Genomic DNA, 16,516 nt, shown 5'->3' with positions numbered 1-16,516 from the left:
CCCACCCCGCCGATGCGGCGCCCGCACCCGGGCTGCGACATTTCTCGATATATCGTTGACGTATCGAGACAGGTCGCGTTATTCTGTCAGCAACGACACGCACACCACACCCCAGGAGGGCACTCATGACATCTCGACACGGCTCCGGCGGCTTCGGCTCCTTCGAGGACCAGATCTTCGGCCCGGGCGGGCTCCTCGGTCAGGTCTTCGGGCCGCAGGGCGGCCCGTTCGGCCCGGGTGGCGGCCCGCAGGGCTTCGGGCGCAAGGGCGGCTTCTTCGGCCCTCAGGGCGGACCGGCGGGTCCGGGCCCGCGCCGCGCGCGTCGCGGCGACGTCCGCAACGCGGTGCTGCACCTGCTGCAGCGCGAGCCGATGAACGGCTACCAGCTCATGCAGGAGATCGAGCAGAGCTCCGGCGGCGCCTGGCGGCCCAGCTCCGGGGCGATCTATCCCGCGCTGGCGCTGCTCGAGGACGAGGGGCTCGTCAGCCAGACGGAGGTCGACGGTCGCCGTGCCTACGAGCTCACCGAGGCGGGTCGCGCGGCCGCCGAGGACCTCCCGCCCCAGGGATGGGCCGCTGGCGAGGAGCCGGAGGACCCGTGGGGGCAGGACCGCGCCTCCGGCCGGGGCCGTGGTCCCGGCCACGGGGGCTCCCGGGACCGCCGCCACCACTTCTCCGGCGGACCCGGGAGCGGGCGCCGCGGGAGCGCGGGAACCCTGTGGAAGGCCCTCGGGAGCGTCGCCATGGCGACCCAGGCCGTCGGGCAGTCCGGCCAGGACGAGCTCAACCAGCAGGCGGCCGAGCTGCTGGACCGCACCCGTCGCGACCTCTACCGCATGCTCGCCGAGGCCGAGGTGGCCCGGGACGAGTTCGACGAGGAGCGGGCCGAGGAGGAGATCGCCGAGGAGATCGCCGAGGGCGAGATCGTCGAGGACTGACCGGGCAACCGTGAGCGCAGCGAGCCTGGTTGCCCGGAGGTGAGTGGGCGAGCGAGCGCAGCGAGCCCCGTGCCGTGCCCGGTGGGGGAACCCGGGGGGCGCCAGCCCCCCGGGGGACGGCATAGTGTGGCCTTATGGCCGATCACTATGACGTTGTTGTCCTGGGCGCCGGTCCCGGCGGGTATGTCGCGGCGATCCGCGCGTCCCAGCTGGGCAAGAAGGTGGCCGTCGTCGAGAAGAAGTACTGGGGCGGTGTCTGCCTCAACGTCGGGTGCATCCCGAGCAAGGCGCTGATCCGCAACGCCGAGATCGCGCACCTGCTGCAGCACGACAAGAAGAAGTACGGCATCGAGGGTGACGCCACCATGTCCTACGGGGCGACGTTCCAGCGCTCCCGCTCGGTCAGCAGCGGCATCGTCAAGGGCGTGCACTACCTCATGAAGAAGAACAAGATCACCGAGGTGGACGGGTGGGGGACGCTCACCTCGGCCACCTCGATGGACGTGAAGGACGACGACGGCAACACCAGCCAGCTCACCTTCGACCACCTCATCCTGGCGACCGGGTCCGTCACCAAGATGCTGCCCGGGGTGGAGGTCAGCAAGAACGTCGTGACCTACGAGGAGCAGATCCTCGACGAGGAGCTGCCGGGCTCGATCGTCATCGCCGGCTCCGGCGCCATCGGCGTGGAGTTCGCCTACGTCATGGCCAACTTCGGTGTCGACGTCACCATCGTCGAGTTCCTCGACCGGATCGTCCCGCTCGAGGAGCCGGAGATCTCCAAGGCGCTGGCCAAGGAGTACAAGAAGCTCGGCGTGAAGCTCATGACCAGCACCAAGGTCGAGAACGTCGAGGACACCGGTGACGGCGTCAAGGTCACCGTGACCCCGGCCGACGGCGGCGACTCGCAGACGCTGGAGGCCGACAAGCTGCTCTCCGCCATCGGCTTCGCCCCCCGGGTCGAGGGCTTCGGGCTGGAGAGCACCGGGGTCGAGCTCACCGAGCGCGGCGCCATCGCCATCGACGACTACATGCGGACCAACGTCGACGGCGTCTACGCCATCGGCGACGTGACCGCCAAGCTCATGCTGGCGCACACCGCCGAGTCGCAGGGCATCGTGGCCGCCGAGACCCTCGCGGGCGCCGAGACCATGCCGCTGGACTACACCTTCATCCCGCGGGCGACCTACTGCCACCCGCAGATCGCCTCGATGGGCCTCACCGAGCAGGCGGCCAAGGACGCCGGTCACGAGGTCAAGACGGCGCAGTTCCCGTTCTCCGCCAACGGCAAGGCCATGGGGCTGGGCGACGGTGTCGGCTTCGTCAAGGTCGTCGCCGACGCGAAGTACAACGAGATCCTCGGCGCCCACCTCATCGGCCCCGACGTCACCGAGCTGCTGCCGATCCTCAACCTCGCGCAGACCTGGGACCTCACCGCCGACGAGATGTCGCGCACCGTCTTCGCGCACCCGACCCTGGGCGAGGCCGTCAAGGAGGCCGTGCACGGCATCGCCGGCCACATGATCAACCTCTAGACGCGCACGAGGCGGCGCGGTGGCTGCCCGCTGGAGCATCGGCCGCGCCGCCGTGCTCGTCGCCGGCCTGACCGGCGTGTCGACCCTGCTCGGCTTCGTCCGGGACGCCGTCATCGCGGCCGTCTACGGCGCCGGGCCGCAGCTGGACGCCTACTTCGTCGCGCTCGGGCTGGCCAACATCGTCCTGGGGCTGCTCGGCACGTCCCTCACCCGGGCCTCCACCCCGGTGCTCGCGCGCGAGGCGGACGGCGAGCAGGAGTGCCCGGGGCACCGGACCTTCGACGTCGTCCTCACCCTCGCCGTGGTGGGCATCGGCGCCCTCAGCGTCGCCCTGGGGCTCGCCGCCGCCCCCGTGTCCCGGGTGCTGGCCCCGGGACTGGACGGCGAGGCCGCCGACCTGCTCGTGCTCCTCACCCGGATCGTCCTCGTGACGACCGTGCTCGTCGCCGCGACCGACCTGCTCGTGGCCCTGGCCCAGGCGCACGGCGTCTTCCGCTGGGGTGCCCTGCAGGGCGTGCCGTTCAACCTCGTCATGATCGCCGCCGCCGGGCTGCTGGGGCCGCGCATCGGGGTCGTCGCCCTCGCGATCGGCTTCGTGGTCGGGTCGCTCGCCCGGCTGGCGCTGCAGCTGGTCCCGCTCGCCCGGCACCGCTGGCCGGTCCGACCACGTCTCGACCCGCGGTCGCCGGGCGTGCGCGAGATCGGCTGGCTGCTGCCCCCGCTGCTCGTCGGCCAGGCCATGCTCAACGTCAACACCATCGTCGACCGCGCCGTGGCCTCCACGGTGGGTGAGGGGGCGGTGACGGCCGTCTTCCTCGGCTGGCGGTTGGTCAACCTGCCGGAGATGCTCGTCGTGGCGGCGCTCGTCGCCCCGCTCTACCCCGCGATGGCGGCGGCGGCGGGGGCTGGCGACCGGGAGCGGCTGCGAGCGCTGGTGCACCGGGGGCTCGCCGTCTCGCTGACCCTCCTCGTGCCCGTGACCGTGGCCCTGCTGGCCGCCCCGCAGCAGGTGGTCACCCTCGCCTTCGGCCGGGGCGCCTTCGACGAGCGGGCGGTGCAGGTCACCGCGGTCGCGGTCGTGTGCTTCCTGCCCGGGTTGCTGGCGCTGGCCTGCCGACAGGTGCTCGTCAGCGCGTGCTACGCCGTCGGCGACACCCGCGGGCCGGTGGCCGTGGGCGTGCTGGCGATGGTCGTCAACGTCGTCGGGGACCTGACCCTCGCCCCGGTCCTCGGCGTGGCCGGGATCGTCGTGGCGACGTCGGCGTCGCTGCTGGTGGCCGCGGGACTCACCGGCTGGCTGGCGGCCCGCCGGCACGGCCTGGTCCCCGCCCGGAGCACGCTGCCGCTGCTAGGCCGCACCGCGGTCGCGGGCCTGGGTGCGGCCCTGACCACGTGGTATGCCGTGCGGCTGTCCGGCCTCGAGCAGGCCTGGGCGGGCGCCGGGCTGGCGCTGGTCGTCGCGGCCGTGACCTTCCAGCTCGCCCTGGCCCTGCTCCGTGCCCCGGAGCGCCACGTCGCCCTCCAGGTGGTGCGGCAGCTGCGCCGCCGCTGACCGAGCGGCGGTCGGGCCGGCGGCCGCCGCGGGAGCGGCGGAATCGGCGCCGGCGCCGACTCTGCCGGCCATCAGGTGCAGCGCGGGCCCGGGGTCGGTGAGCGCCGCCACGCTGTGCCGGGCCCGGGTCGCCCACCACAGGGTGGCCGTCAGGTCCGCCGCCACTCCCCCGCGCCGCTCCTGGCGAGCGCGCCGCAGATCACCGGCCAGCCACTGGTAACGCACCCCGGGGCGGCCCTCGCCGAGCCGGGGCACGGACCCGCCCGTCGCGGCCCGCAGGCCGGCGTCCACCAGGCCCGGACGCGCCCGCTCGCTGAGGGCCAGCGAGCCGAAGAACCGGCCGTTGAGGTCGATGAGCCGGTGCCCGCCGTCGGCACCCACGAGGAACTGCAGCTCCACCAGCCCGGTCCACCCCAGGCGGCGCAGCAGCTCTTCGCAGCGGTCCGCGAGGACGGGGTCGACCGGGACGGTCCGCGCCCGCGCGGACGCCCCCGACGGTGTGGGGAACAGCCGTGGGGAGACCTGCTGCACCCTGCCGAGCAGGCGCCCCTGGTGCATGACGCCGATGACCGCCGCCAGGTGGCCCTCGACCGGCTCCTGCAGGATCGGCTGGTCCTGCGAGCCCTCGAAGGCGCGCAGGTGCTCGACGAGCTGCTCCCGGCTCGAGCACACCCGCGTCTCGATGCGGTGGGTGCGGCTCTGCTGCGGCGACCAGTGCCAGCGGTTCTTGACCACGACCGGCAGGGCCACGTCGGCCGTCGCCCCGGGCTGCAGGGTCGAGGTCGCCGGCGTGCCCAGCCCGACCTCGGTCGCCAGCTCGGCGAGGACGAGCTTGTCCGTCGCCGCACCGACGACCGACGCCGCGGGATGGGCCACCGGGGTGTCGAGGAGGTCGCGGTGGTGCGTCAAGGCTGCCATCCAGTCGTCGCCGGAGCCGACGACGACGGCATACCCTCCCTCGCGGGTCGCGCGCCGCACCCCGGCGACGAAGGCCGCGGGGCCCCCCGTGGGCCGGGGCACCAGGTGGGTGCGGGTGACGGCTCGCGAGGCGCCCACCAGACCGGCGCCGGGGCGCGAGGAGCCCACGCCGACCTGCCAGCCCGCGCGGTGCAGCGCCCGCGCGGCGGTCACGGCGCCACGGTCGCGGGTGTGCGCGAGGATGAGCACCGAGGCTACAGGGCTCCCGGCGGTGGACATGCGCAGACCCTATGCGCCCGCCGCCCCCATCGGGGGGAGAATCGCCGCCGCCGCACGAGGGGGGATATCCCCCTCCCGGATCCGGGAGCCTGCCCCGTCGCCTCGTCGCCGGTCCCCCGGCAGGCTTAACCCATGAACGAGAACACCGCCTCCACCCCCGCCACCGGCCTCCCACCCATCCTCCCGCAGCCGCGTCCGCAGCCGGAGCAGGAGCACCGCTCCTCCGCGCTCGACGGCGTGTATGCCGCGCTGCGCCGCCTCCCCGCCCGTCGCACGGACGACGCGGTGCTGGGCGGCGTGTGCGCCACCGTGGCCGACCGCCTCGGCGTCGCGCCGGTCGCCGTCCGCGCCGCCGCCGTCGTCGTCGCCCTCCTGGGTGGGGTCGGCGTCGGGATCTACCTCATCGCCTGGACGCTCCTTCCCGACCCCGCCGGGCGCACCCACCTCGAGGGCGGCCTGCGCGACGGACGGGGCCGGTCGCTGCTCGTCCTCGCCCTCGGGGCGCTCGCCGCGCTGGGTGTGCTCGGCGGCGGCCTGTCCTTCCTCGCCGCGATCCTGCCCGAGCTCGTCGGGGTCGCCGCGCTGGCCGCCCTGGGCTACTGGGCGTGGACCCGGGCGCACCGGCGCCAGCCGCGCGAGGACGCCACCCGCTGACGGGGCAGGGACTCCCCGCCAGCAGCGGTGGCCGCGCCGGCCTGGCCCCTCGGGGCCCGGCCGGCGCGCTCGTGCGCACCCGGCACGGCGCTCAGGCGTCGGCCAGCTCCTCGCGCAGCCGCAGCAGTTGCGCCACCAGGGCCTCCGCCTCGGCGAGGACCCGTTCGCCCCACTGCTGCGCCTCGCCCATCCGGGCTTCGACCTCCGCGTAGTCGACCATCCGCAGCCAGCCCGGTGACGGCGCCGGGAACCCGGTCAGGTCGGGCAGCGGCAGGTCGGGCAGCTGGGAGCTCTCGACCTCCTCGCGCAGCCGCTGGACGGCCTCGTCCGCCGCGGCGACCTGGCGGCGCAGCTCGCCCAGACCGTCGGACCAGAAGGCGGCACCACGAGCGTCGGTGACCATTGCCGAGGCCTCCATCCCGGCCGCGACGACGGGGATCCGGGCGGCGATCCGTCGCATCAGGGGGACCAGCGCCCGGGCCTGCGGCAGCAGCACCTCGACGTCGGCGCGCCGGGTGATGGCCTGCTGGCGGCGTTCGGCCCAGGTGACGATCTGCTCCTCCGGGGGCGGCTCGACCCTCCCCCGGACCCCGGGGCGGGGCGTCCCGGCCCGGACCGCGAGCACGAGGTCGGCGAGCGCCTCCTGGTAGGGCGTCTCCGTGTCACCCAGCGCCGCGATGTCGCCGTCGAGCTGGTCGGCCTCCACGGCGAGGGTGGCGAGGCGGGCGCGGACCTCCTCCACCCGCGCGGCCGCCTCCTGCGCCTCGGCCAGCTCCTGCTGCCGCCGCTCGTCGAGCGAACCGTCGAGGGAGGCGACCCACCGCCGCGGGCCCTGCCGGTCGAGCCGGTCGACGTCGCCCTGGTGGGCGTCGCGCAGCCGGGTGCGCTCGGCCAGCAGCGCCCGGTCCCGGTCGAGCCGGGGCTGCAACCGCTCCCGGGAGAGCCGCAGGCGTCGGGAGCGGGCGCGGAGGTCCTCCAGCTCCAGCACCCGCTCGCGCAGCTGCTCGGCGTCCACGGCTCAGGCCTGGACCGGCCGGACCTGCGAGAGCTGCCGGGCGGCGAGCAGGCAGAGCACCCCGCCGAAGGCGCTGAGCACCAGGCCCGGCCCGGGCATCCACCCCTCGAGACCCACCAGGCGCAGCAGGTGGACCACCTGCCAGAGCGGGAGCCCCAGGGCCACGACCGCGCACACCACCGACTGGGCGACGATGAGTCCGCGCAGCCGGACGGCGGGCACCATCCCGCCGGCGAGGGCGAGCAGCCCGGCGTAGAACACCCACAGCCCGGCACCGACGGCTCCGCTCACCGGACCGGCATACGTGTAGACCCAGGGCAGGAAACCGCCGAGGACCATCATGCCCGCGGCGAGGAGCAGCCGGCCCTGGCCCGGGGCGCGTCGGGAGCGCATGAGCGGCACTGTATGCCACGTCCCCCCCCGGCGGGGTGACCTGCGCACCGACCCGGTGAGCGGGCCCGCGACCGGCCACGGGGTGGGCGGCACCACTCGTCGTCGACGCCTCGCCGCTCGGCGCACCGCCGGCACCGTTCGGCGCACCACCGCCGCGCGCTCCTTGCCGCCGCGTCACGGCCTCGTGTTCGGTAGGCCTGCTGGCCACATCCGTCCCGCAGAGCAAGGAGGCTCCATGCTTGACGTCGACCAACGACGTGAGTACTGGCGGCGCAACGTCCGCCTGATGTCGGTCCTACTGGTGATCTGGGCCCTGGTGTCCTTCGGCGCCGGCATCCTCTTCGTCGACGTGCTCAACGCCGTGAGCATCTTCGGCATACCGCTCGGGTTCTGGTTCGCCCAGCAGGGTTCCATCATCGTCTTCGTCCTGCTCATCGCCTTCTACGTGTGGCGGATGGACAAGCTCGACGCCGAGTTCGGCATCACCGAGTACGAGCAGGAGGTGCATCACCAGTGAGCCCCATCCAGGCCTGGACGCTCGTCTTCGTCGTCCTCACGTTCGGCTTCTACATCTACATCGCCTACCGCAGCCGGGTCTCCGACACGGCCGGGTTCTACGTCGCCGGTGGCGGCATCCCCGCGCCGGCCAACGGCGCGGCGGTCGCCGCCGACTGGATGAGCGCCGCGTCGTTCATCTCGATGGCCGGGCTCGTCGCCTTCAGCCAGAACGGCTACGCCGGCTCGGTCTTCCTCATGGGGTGGACCGGCGGGTACGTGCTGCTGGCCCTCCTGCTGGCCCCCTACCTGCGCAAGTTCGGCAAGTACACCGTGCCCGACTTCGTCGGCGACCGCTACAACGAGACCGCCCGCCTGGTCTCGGTGGTCTGCGCGCTGGTGGTGTCGTTCGTCTACGTGGCCGGGCAGATGGCCGGGGTGGGCGTCGTCTTCCAGCGCTTCCTCGGCGTCGACCGCACGTGGGGCGTCGTCATCGGGATGGCCATCGTCTTCCTCTACGCCGTGCTCGGTGGCATGAAGGGCATCACCTGGACCCAGGTCGCGCAGTACTCCGTCCTCATCGTGGCCTACATCATCCCCGCGGTGGCGATCTCGCTGCAGCTGTCCGGCAACCCGTTCCCGCAGATCGGCTTCGGGCAGATCCTCGACGAGCTGGACGGCCTGCAGCGGGACCTCGGGCTGGCGGCCTACACCGAGGCCTTCACCCAGACCTCCATGGTCAACATGGTCCTCATCACCGCCGCCCTGATGTTCGGGACCGCGGGTCTGCCGCACGTCATCGTCCGGTTCTACACCGCGAAGTCGGTGCGGGCGGCGCGCTACTCGGCGCTGTGGGCGTTGTTCTTCATCTCGCTGCTCTACACGATCGCGCCGGCCGTCGGTGCGTTCAGCAAGTACAACGTGCTGACCCAGATCCCGGGCAGCGCGGTCGACGACACCCCCACCTGGTTCAACACCTGGCGCGACGTGGGTCTCATCACGGTCGACGACCTCAACGGCAACGGCATCATCGACGTCGCCGGGGCCATCGGCGAGGGCACCGAGCTGGCGATCAACAACGACATCGTCGTGCTCGCCGCCCCGGAGATCGCCGGCCTGCCGGCCCCCATCGTCGGCCTGGTCGCGGCGGGCGGTCTGGCGGCGGCGCTCTCCACCGCCTCCGGTCTGCTCCTGGTCATCTCCAGCTCGGTGGCCAACGACATCTACTGGAAGCGGATCAACCCCCGGGCCACCGACGCCCAGCAGCTGCGCGTCGGCCGGATCGCCATGGCCGCCGCCATCCTGGTGGCCGGCTACCTCGGCATCAACCCGCCCGGGTTCGTGGCCGAGGTGGTCGCCCTGGCGTTCGGCCTGGCCGCCGCCTCCTTCTTCCCGATCCTCTTCCTCGGGATCTTCTGGAAGAAGGCGACCGCGGCAGCCGCCGCGACCGGGATGGCGGTCGGGTTGAGCGTGACGTTGCTGTACCAGCTGTGGACGTTGCCGACCTTCTTCGGCAACGAGCCGATCCTGGACATCCCCGCGACCGGCATCGGGACGATCGGCATGATCCTCAACCTCATCACCATCATCGTCGTCTCGCAGTTCACCAAGGAGCCCAGCGAGCTCATGCAGAAGGTGGTGGAGGACGTCCGCTACCCCGGCCGCTCGGAGCTGGTGGCCGCCCACGCGGAGGGCCACCTCAGCGAGTACGCCGAGGAGCACCACCTCGACGACGACCGCTGACCCGCTCGTCGACGCCGACGCCGACCGCTGACCCGCCCGTCGACGCCGACCGCACCCCTCACCGGCCGCCCGTCCTGCTCGCAGGACGGGCGGCCGTTCCGCGTCCCGCCCCGGACGCGCGGCAGGGACGGAACCGGCGAGGGTGACGTCACGTCATACGCCTGACCGACGCACCCTCCGGGCTCCCGCACCGCAGCCCCCTCCCAGGAATCGAGTCGCCATGACACCGTCGTCTGGCCGCCGCACCGCCCTCGTCGCCTCCCTGCTCGCGCTGCCGCTGGCCCTCGGGGCCTGCACGCCGGCCGACGTCGTCGCCCCGCCGCGCGCCGGGGCCGCCGAGCTCACCGACTTCGGCTCCTGCGAGGAGCTCCTCGACTACTTCCGGGAGCACGCGCTCGAGCGGGTCGGGCCGTGGGGGCTCGGCACCGGCTCGGGGTGGTTTGGACCGGACCTGGCGATGGAGGACTCCGGCGCCGCCGACAGCTCGGTGGGCGGCGGCGACGGCGCGGGGGCCGCCGTGGAGGGCCGGGACTTCTCCGGCACCAACAACCAGGAGCAGGGGGTGGAGGAGCCCGACGTCGTCCAGACCGATGGCGACATCCTCGTGACGACCCGGGGTGGCCGGCTGGTCGTCGTCGACGTCGCCACGCGGGCCGAGGTCGGGACGCTGCGGCTGCCGGGGCGCGACCTCGGGTCCGATGCGGAGCTCCTGCTGGACCGCAGCTCCGGAGAGGTGCTGGTCCTCACCCGGGAGTGGCCGCGGCAGGGCGTGCCGAGGCCGACCCCCGACGCCGCGGACGGGCTGACCTCCTTCCCCGCGTTCGAGGCCACCCGCACCGTCGTCACCCTCGTCGACGTGTCCGACCCGGCGAACCCGACCGCCGGTGGGACGCTGCGGCTGGAGGGCGACTACCGGTCCGCCCGGATGCAGGACGGCACCGCCCGGGTCGTCATGGTCACCGCGCCGCCCGGGCTGGCGTTCGTCCGGCCGCGTACCGGAAGCCTGGTCGCCGAGGAGGAGGCCGAGCAGGTCAACCGCGAGATCATCGAGGCCTCGACGCTGGACGACTGGCTGCCGCACGTCCAGACCGTCCAGGGCACCCGCTCCGACGGCACCCGGCTCGCCGTGCCCTGCGAGGACGTGGCCCGGCCGCCGGAGTTCTCCGGGCTCACCACCATGTCGGTGCTCACCTTCGACCTCGCGCAGGACGAGCTCGAGGTCACCTCCGCCGGCGGGCTGGTCGCCTCCGGCTCCACGGTGTATGCCTCGACCGACCGCCTCGTCGTCGCCACCAGCCCGTGGGAGGCGTGGTCCGTCGCCGATGCCTCCGACGCCTCGGACGCCGCGCTGCCGCGGGGCGCCGGCGGCGCCGCCACCACCGCCCTGCACACCTTCGACCTCACCGACCCGGCCTCCACCGACCACGTCGCCTCGGGGAGCGTGTCGGGCCGGCTGCTCAACCAGTTCAGCCTGGACGAGGACCAGGGGACGATCCGGGTCGCCACGACCACGGACGGGTCGGGCAGCACCCCCTCCAGCAGCTCGCTCGTGGTGCTCGCCGAGGAGGGCGACCGGCTGGTCGAGCAGGGGCGCGTCGACGGCCTCGGCGAGACCGAGCAGATCTACGCCGTGCGCTACCTGTCCGCCGACACCGCGGCGGTGGTGACCTTCCGGCAGACCGACCCGCTCTACCTGCTCGACACCTCCGACCCCACCGAGCCCCGGGTCACCGGCGAGCTCAAGATCCCCGGCTACTCGGCATACCTCCATCCGGTGGGTGAGGACCTCCTGCTGGGCGTCGGCCAGGACGCGACCGACCGCGGCCGGACCACCGGGCTGCAGGTCTCGCTGTTCGACATCTCCGACCCGGACGCCCCGACCCAGGTCGCGAAGCAGACCTGGGCCGACCACCGGTCCGGCGCGGAGCACGACCACCGGGCCTTCACGTGGTGGCCGCGGACCGGGCAGCTCTTCCTGCCCGCCGAGGCGTGGACCGAGACCTCGCAGTGGACCGGCGTCGTCTCGGCCGGTGTCGACGTCGACTCCCAGGGCCTGGCCCAGGGTCCACGACTCCAGCTGGGCGGTGACAGGGCACCGAACTGGGACCACGCCCGCCGCACCCTCGTCATCGACGACCACCTCTGGATCCTGGGTGAGAGCACGCTGCACGTGGCCGACCTCGCCACGCTCGAGCCGCTGGGCACCGTCGACCTCTGAGCATGCTGGTGCAGGAACGGTGCTGCGCACCGGTGGTCCTGGCGACCACCCTGCAGCACCGTTCCTGCACCACTACGCTTGTCCACAGGCCAGGGGCTGCTGTCTGCGCGGGCCTGGCCCGCCCGGGCAGCATGGGTCGCATGGCACCGCAGCACCCACCCTTCCCCGACATCGCCGGCCAGCGCGGGCTCGCGACCGTCGCACAGCTGCGGGGCGCGGGGTGGACGCCGGCGCAGATCCGGCACCGACGCTCGACGGTGTGGCGCATGCCCTACCCGCGCGTCGTGTCACCCCACCGTGGGCCGCTGAGTCCCGACGCGCTCCTCACGGCCACGGCGCTGTGGGCCGGCGAGGACGCGGTGCTCACCGGGCTGGTCGCCCTCGGCGAGCACGGGGTCCGGACGCCGCCGCCGCAGGTCGCGACGTTCCTCGTGCCGGCCACGGCCCGGGCCCGCCAGCACGACGGGGCGAGGGTCGTCCGGACCACCCGGCTCCCCGACCCCGCGAGGCATGAGGGGCCGCTGGCTGTGGCACCGGCCGCGCGGGCGCTGGTGGACGGGGTGTGCCTGGAGCGGGTGCCGCCGCCCGAGCAGGAGGCGTTGGCCATCGCGATCCTGCAGCGCGGGCTCGCCACCCCGCCGGGGTTGGACGGCGAGCTGTGGCAACGCCCGGGGGTGCAGGTGCAGCGGGTGCGCGCCGGGCTCGAGGCCTTCACCGGTGGCGCGTGGTCCCGTCCGGAGGCGGTGCTGCGCCGCTTGTGGGACCAGCGGCCGGACCTTCCTGTGCTGCTGACCAACTGCCGGCTCGTGCACGCGCGGACCGGCCGCTTCCTCGCCTGCCCGGACGGCTGGATGCCCACCGTGGGAGCGGCCCTTCAGGTGCACTCGCGGCAGTACCACCAGGGGATCGACGACCGGGGCGGCGACCGGTGGGCCGCGACCGTCGAGAAGGACTCGGTCCTGGTGGCCGTCGGCGCGCGGGTGCTCGGCGTGACCCCGTGGACCTTGCACGCCCGCCCCCAGAGCTTCCTCGCCAGGGTGGACGAGCTCATCGCGCTGGGCCCTGCGTCGCCGATGCCGGACGTACGGGTGCTCGAGCGGCGGGGCTGAGCATGGTGGTGCAGGAACGGTGCTGCGGACCGGTCGCCCTGGCGACCAGTGTGCACCACCATTTCTGCACCACCCCGGGTTCCGTGGTGAGCGATGAGGTGACCGTGCTCTGCACCTGAGCAGGCGGCATACCGCACGACCTGCTTCATGAGCCTGGTCTTCTGCAGATCCTGCAGAAACAGGCCGCTAGCAGCCCGTGACCTCGCATTGACTTCGAGACTGGCCGCCTGTAGAACAGGACGCATGACGAGCCGCTCCCGCCGAATGCGCCGCTGCTGAGCCCACCCCTCGCAGCCGACGCGCCGCGGACGACCCCGGCCCCGTCCCTCCCGCTGCTGAGGCGGGCTCAGCAGAGTGACCAGCACCCTGCCACCCCCCAGCGAGAGACGAGACCTTCGATGAGCACCTACCGCGACTTCGCCACCCGGCAGATCCACGCCGGCCAGACCCCCGACTCCCAGACCGGGGCGCGCGCCCTGCCGATCTACCAGACCACCTCCTACGTCTTCGACGACGCCGACCAGGCTGCCGACCGGTTCGCGCTCGCCGAGCTCGGGCCGATCTACACCCGCATCACCAACCCCACCACCGAGACGGTCGAGAACCGGATCGCCGACCTGGAGGGCGGCGTCGGTGCGCTGCTCGTCGCCTCCGGATCCTCGGCGGTCACCCTGGCGCTGCTCAACGTCGCCGGTGCGGGCGACCACGTCGTGTCCTCCCCCAGCCTCTACGGCGGCACCCAGAACCTCTTCGCGCACACCCTGCCCCGCCTGGGGATCGAGGTGACCTTCGTCGAGGACCCGACCGACCCCGAGGCGTGGCGCGCCGCCGCCCGCCCGGAGACCAAGGCGTTCTTCGGCGAGACCATCGCCAACCCCAGCAGCGACGTGCTGGACCTGCGCGCGGTGGCCGACGTCGCGCACGAGGTGGGCGTGCCCCTCATCGTGGACAACACGGTCGCCACGCCCTACCTCTGCCGCCCCATCGAGCACGGCGCCGACGTCGTGGTGCACTCGGCGACGAAGTACCTCGGCGGTCACGGCACCTCGATCGCCGGCGCCATCGTCGACGCCGGCCGCTTCGACTACGGCCGCGGTGGACGGTTCCCCGGCTTCACCGAGCCCGACCCGTCCTACCAGGGTCTGGTGTATGCCGAGGCGCTGGGCGAGGGCGGCCTGCTCGGCGCCAACGTCTCCTACATCATCAAGGCGCGGGTCCAGCTGCTGCGCGACCTCGGGCCGGCGGTCTCGCCGTTCAACGCCTTCCTCATCGCCCAGGGCGTGGAGACCCTGTCGTTGCGCATGGACCGGCACGTGGCCAACGCGCAGCGGGTGGCGCAGTGGCTGGAGGCTCACGACCAGGTGACCTCCGTGGCCTACGCCGGGCTGCCCGGCCACCCCTCCTACGAGCGGGCGCAGACCTACCTGCCCGGTGGCGCGGGGGCCGTCCTCGCCTTCGAGATCGAGGGTGGCGCCGCCGCCGGACGCGCCTTCGTCTCGGGGCTGGAGCTGCACAGCCACGTCGCCAATATCGGCGACGTCCGCTCGCTGGTCATCCACCCCGCCAGCACCACCCACTCCCAGCTTACCCCGGAGGCGCAGCGGGCCGCGGGGGTCACCCCCGGGCTGGTGCGGCTCTCGGTGGGGATCGAGGGCATCGAGGACATCCTCGCCGACCTCGACCGGGGTTTCGCCGCCGCGGCGGCCGTGGCCCGCGGCACCGAGGCAGCCTGACGTGGCCACCGTGCCCCTGGAGGAGCCACCGCCCCGCACGCGGCGGCGGACCCAGCCGGTCGGCCCCCTGGCACTGGAGTCCGGGGAGATCCTCGAGGACGTCCGGGTCACCTACCAGACCTGGGGCCGCCTCGACGCCGACGGCGGCAACGCCGTCCTCGTGCTGCACGCACTCACCGGCGACAGCCACGTCGTGGGCGAGCAGGGGCCGGGGCAGCCCACGCCGGGCTGGTGGCCGGGCCTCATCGGTCCGGGCTGCCCCATCGACACCGACGAGTGGTTCGTCGTCGCGCCCTCCGTCCTGGGCGGCTGCGGCGGCAGCACCGGGCCGTCCTCGGCCGCGCCGGACGGCCGGCCCTACGGCAGCTCCTTCCCCCGGGTCACCGTGCGCGACCAGGTGCACGCGGAGGCCCTGCTGGCCGACCGGCTGGGCATCGAGAGCTTCGCGCTGGTCGTCGGCGGCTCCGTGGGAGGCATGCGCTCGCTGGAGTGGGCGACCACCTTCCCGGACCGGGTGCGACGGTGCGTCGTCCTCGCCGCCAGCGCCGTGGCGAGCGCCGACCAGATCGCCTGGTCGGTGCCGCAGCTGCACGCCATCCGCCTCGACCCGGCCTTCCACGGCGGCGACTACTACCCCGGACCCGGGCCCCGCGCCGGGCTGGAGATCGCCCGCCAGATCGCGCACACGACATACCGCTCGGCGGCGGAGCTGGCGCTGCGCTTCGGCTGCGGGGCGCAGGACGGTGAGGACGCGCTGCGCGGCGGCCGGTATGCCGTGCAGTCCTATCTCGAGCACCACGGCAAGAAGCTCGTGCGCCGGTTCGACGCCAACGCCTACCTCGTCCTCACCGAGGCGATGAACAGCCACGACATCGGGCGTGGGCGCGGCGGCGTCGCAGCCGCCCTGCAGCGGATCACCGCGGAGCTCACCGTCGGAGTGGTGAGCAGCGACCGACTCTTCACCCCGGCCGACGGGCAGGTCGTCGCGTCCGCGCCGACCTGCCGGGAGCTGGCCGTCATCGACAGCCCCTACGGCCACGACGCCTTCCTGGTGGAGACCGAGCAGGTCTTCGGGATCATCGGACGGGCGCTCAGAGGTGGGGAGCCGGCGGCTCCGACCGCGACCGCCACGCGGTCGGAGCTGCCGCGACTGGTCGGTACCGGCCTCTGGTGAGGGGCGGGGCGCACCGGGCGCGGCACGATCGAGCGTCCGGTGCGGCACGACCGCGCGTCCGGTGCGGCACGACCGCGCGTCCGGGCGTCCGGGGCGGCACGACCGCGCGTCCGGGGTGACAGAGGGGGCGGGAGAGGTGACCGGTCGCAGGTCGAGGGAACCGGCCGTGCGTCGTTGACGTCCACGTCATAGGATCAACGGTCACAGGGGAAAGGAGCCCGACATGCCCGACTGGCTACGCGACTCTCCGCAGTGGCTCTGGTGGATCGGCGCCGCCCTGGCGTTCGGCATCGTCGAGATGACCACCCTCGACCTGCTCTTCCTCATGCTGGCGCTCGGCGCCCTCGCGGCGGCCGTCGTCGCCGGGACCTTCGGCATCGGCCTCATCTGGCAGGTGCTGATCTTCGCCGTGGCCTCCGGCCTCTTCGTCTTCGCCCTGCGCCCGGTCGCCCTGCGCCACCTGCGCCTGGAGGGCAAGGGCGGCAAGATCCTCATGGAGGGCAACATCGGGCAGACCGCCACCGTGCTCGAGCCGGTCTCTGACCGGGACGGCCTGGTCAAGCTGCGCGGCGAGAACTGGACGGCCCGCGCCGAGCTGGAGGGGCAGACCTTCGCCGAGGGTGACCTCGTCACGGTGGTCCGCATCGACGGGGCGACCGCGGTGGTCACCGCCGCGGCCCCGGAAGACAAGCCCTTCGACCTCGAGCCGCCCCGCGACTGACCGCCGCGCGGCACCCCATACCTCAGCAGCACCCAACCA

General features: G+C 73.5%; 13 protein-coding genes. 11 read left to right on the top strand and 2 right to left on the bottom strand.

What is annotated here, in order from left to right; translation table 11 throughout:
• Positions 1–125 precede the first annotated feature (125 nt).
• From Q0795_RS14175 to Q0795_RS14160, 4 genes are all read left to right on the top strand, one after another.
• Positions 126–938, top strand: coding sequence for a PadR family transcriptional regulator (locus Q0795_RS14175; RefSeq protein ID WP_298890676.1), 813 nt, complete (start codon positions 126–128; stop codon positions 936–938).
• A 134-nt stretch (positions 939–1,072) separates the two neighbouring features.
• Positions 1,073–2,473, top strand: a complete 1,401-nt coding sequence (gene lpdA, locus Q0795_RS14170) for a dihydrolipoyl dehydrogenase (RefSeq protein WP_298890675.1) — start codon at positions 1,073–1,075, stop codon at positions 2,471–2,473.
• Between the two features lie 19 nt (positions 2,474–2,492).
• Complete coding sequence (gene murJ / locus Q0795_RS14165; protein WP_298890674.1) at positions 2,493–4,025, top strand: murein biosynthesis integral membrane protein MurJ; 1,533 nt, start codon at positions 2,493–2,495, stop codon at positions 4,023–4,025.
• 1,329 nt (positions 4,026–5,354) lie between these two features.
• Positions 5,355–5,876, top strand: coding sequence for a PspC domain-containing protein (locus Q0795_RS14160; RefSeq protein ID WP_298890673.1), 522 nt, complete (start codon positions 5,355–5,357; stop codon positions 5,874–5,876).
• A 91-nt stretch (positions 5,877–5,967) separates the two neighbouring features.
• Here Q0795_RS14160 and Q0795_RS14155 read toward each other — a convergent pair whose 3' ends face one another.
• Together Q0795_RS14155 and Q0795_RS14150 are read right to left on the bottom strand one after the other, a co-directional pair.
• Positions 5,968–6,891 (bottom strand): hypothetical protein, encoded by a 924-nt coding sequence (locus Q0795_RS14155; RefSeq protein WP_298890672.1) that lies wholly within the window; start codon positions 6,889–6,891, stop codon positions 5,968–5,970.
• Positions 6,892–6,894: 3 nt separating this feature from the next.
• On the bottom strand, positions 6,895–7,284 hold the full coding sequence (locus Q0795_RS14150) for a hypothetical protein (RefSeq protein ID WP_298890670.1): 390 nt from the start codon (positions 7,282–7,284) through the stop codon (positions 6,895–6,897).
• 235 nt (positions 7,285–7,519) lie between these two features.
• Between Q0795_RS14150 and Q0795_RS14145 the strand changes: the two genes are divergently transcribed.
• From Q0795_RS14145 to Q0795_RS14115, 7 genes are all read left to right on the top strand, one after another.
• A complete protein-coding gene (locus Q0795_RS14145; RefSeq protein WP_298890668.1) occupies positions 7,520–7,801 on the top strand; it encodes a DUF4212 domain-containing protein in 282 nt (93 codons plus the stop codon).
• The gene (locus tag Q0795_RS14140) at positions 7,798–9,522 is read left to right on the top strand and encodes a sodium:solute symporter family protein (protein WP_298890666.1); all 1,725 of its coding nucleotides are present in this window, start codon (positions 7,798–7,800) and stop codon (positions 9,520–9,522) included. Before Q0795_RS14145 ends, Q0795_RS14140 begins: the two co-directional genes overlap by 4 nt.
• Positions 9,523–9,742: 220 nt before the next feature.
• Positions 9,743–11,740, top strand: a complete 1,998-nt coding sequence (locus Q0795_RS14135; RefSeq protein WP_298890664.1) for a beta-propeller domain-containing protein — start codon at positions 9,743–9,745, stop codon at positions 11,738–11,740.
• A 140-nt stretch (positions 11,741–11,880) separates the two neighbouring features.
• Positions 11,881–12,849 carry a hypothetical protein gene (locus Q0795_RS14130; RefSeq protein WP_298890662.1) on the top strand — a complete coding sequence of 323 codons (969 nt, stop codon included), beginning with the start codon at positions 11,881–11,883 and terminating at the stop codon, positions 12,847–12,849.
• Positions 12,850–13,247: 398 nt separating this feature from the next.
• On the top strand, positions 13,248–14,582 hold the full coding sequence (locus Q0795_RS14125; RefSeq protein WP_298890660.1) for a bifunctional o-acetylhomoserine/o-acetylserine sulfhydrylase: 1,335 nt from the start codon (positions 13,248–13,250) through the stop codon (positions 14,580–14,582).
• 1 nt (position 14,583) lies between these two features.
• Positions 14,584–15,756, top strand: a complete 1,173-nt coding sequence (locus tag Q0795_RS14120) for a homoserine O-acetyltransferase (RefSeq protein ID WP_298890658.1) — start codon at positions 14,584–14,586, stop codon at positions 15,754–15,756.
• A gap of 223 nt (positions 15,757–15,979) precedes the next feature.
• The gene (locus tag Q0795_RS14115; RefSeq protein WP_298890656.1) at positions 15,980–16,477 is read left to right on the top strand and encodes an NfeD family protein; all 498 of its coding nucleotides are present in this window, start codon (positions 15,980–15,982) and stop codon (positions 16,475–16,477) included.
• Positions 16,478–16,516: the final 39 nt, after the last annotated feature.

The sequence above is a fragment of the uncultured Serinicoccus sp. genome (assembly GCF_947487915.1).
GTDB lineage: Bacteria > Actinomycetota > Actinomycetes > Actinomycetales > Dermatophilaceae > Ornithinicoccus.
Note: the sequence above shows the minus strand (reverse complement) of the source record. Positions and strands in the feature narration are given on the sequence as shown.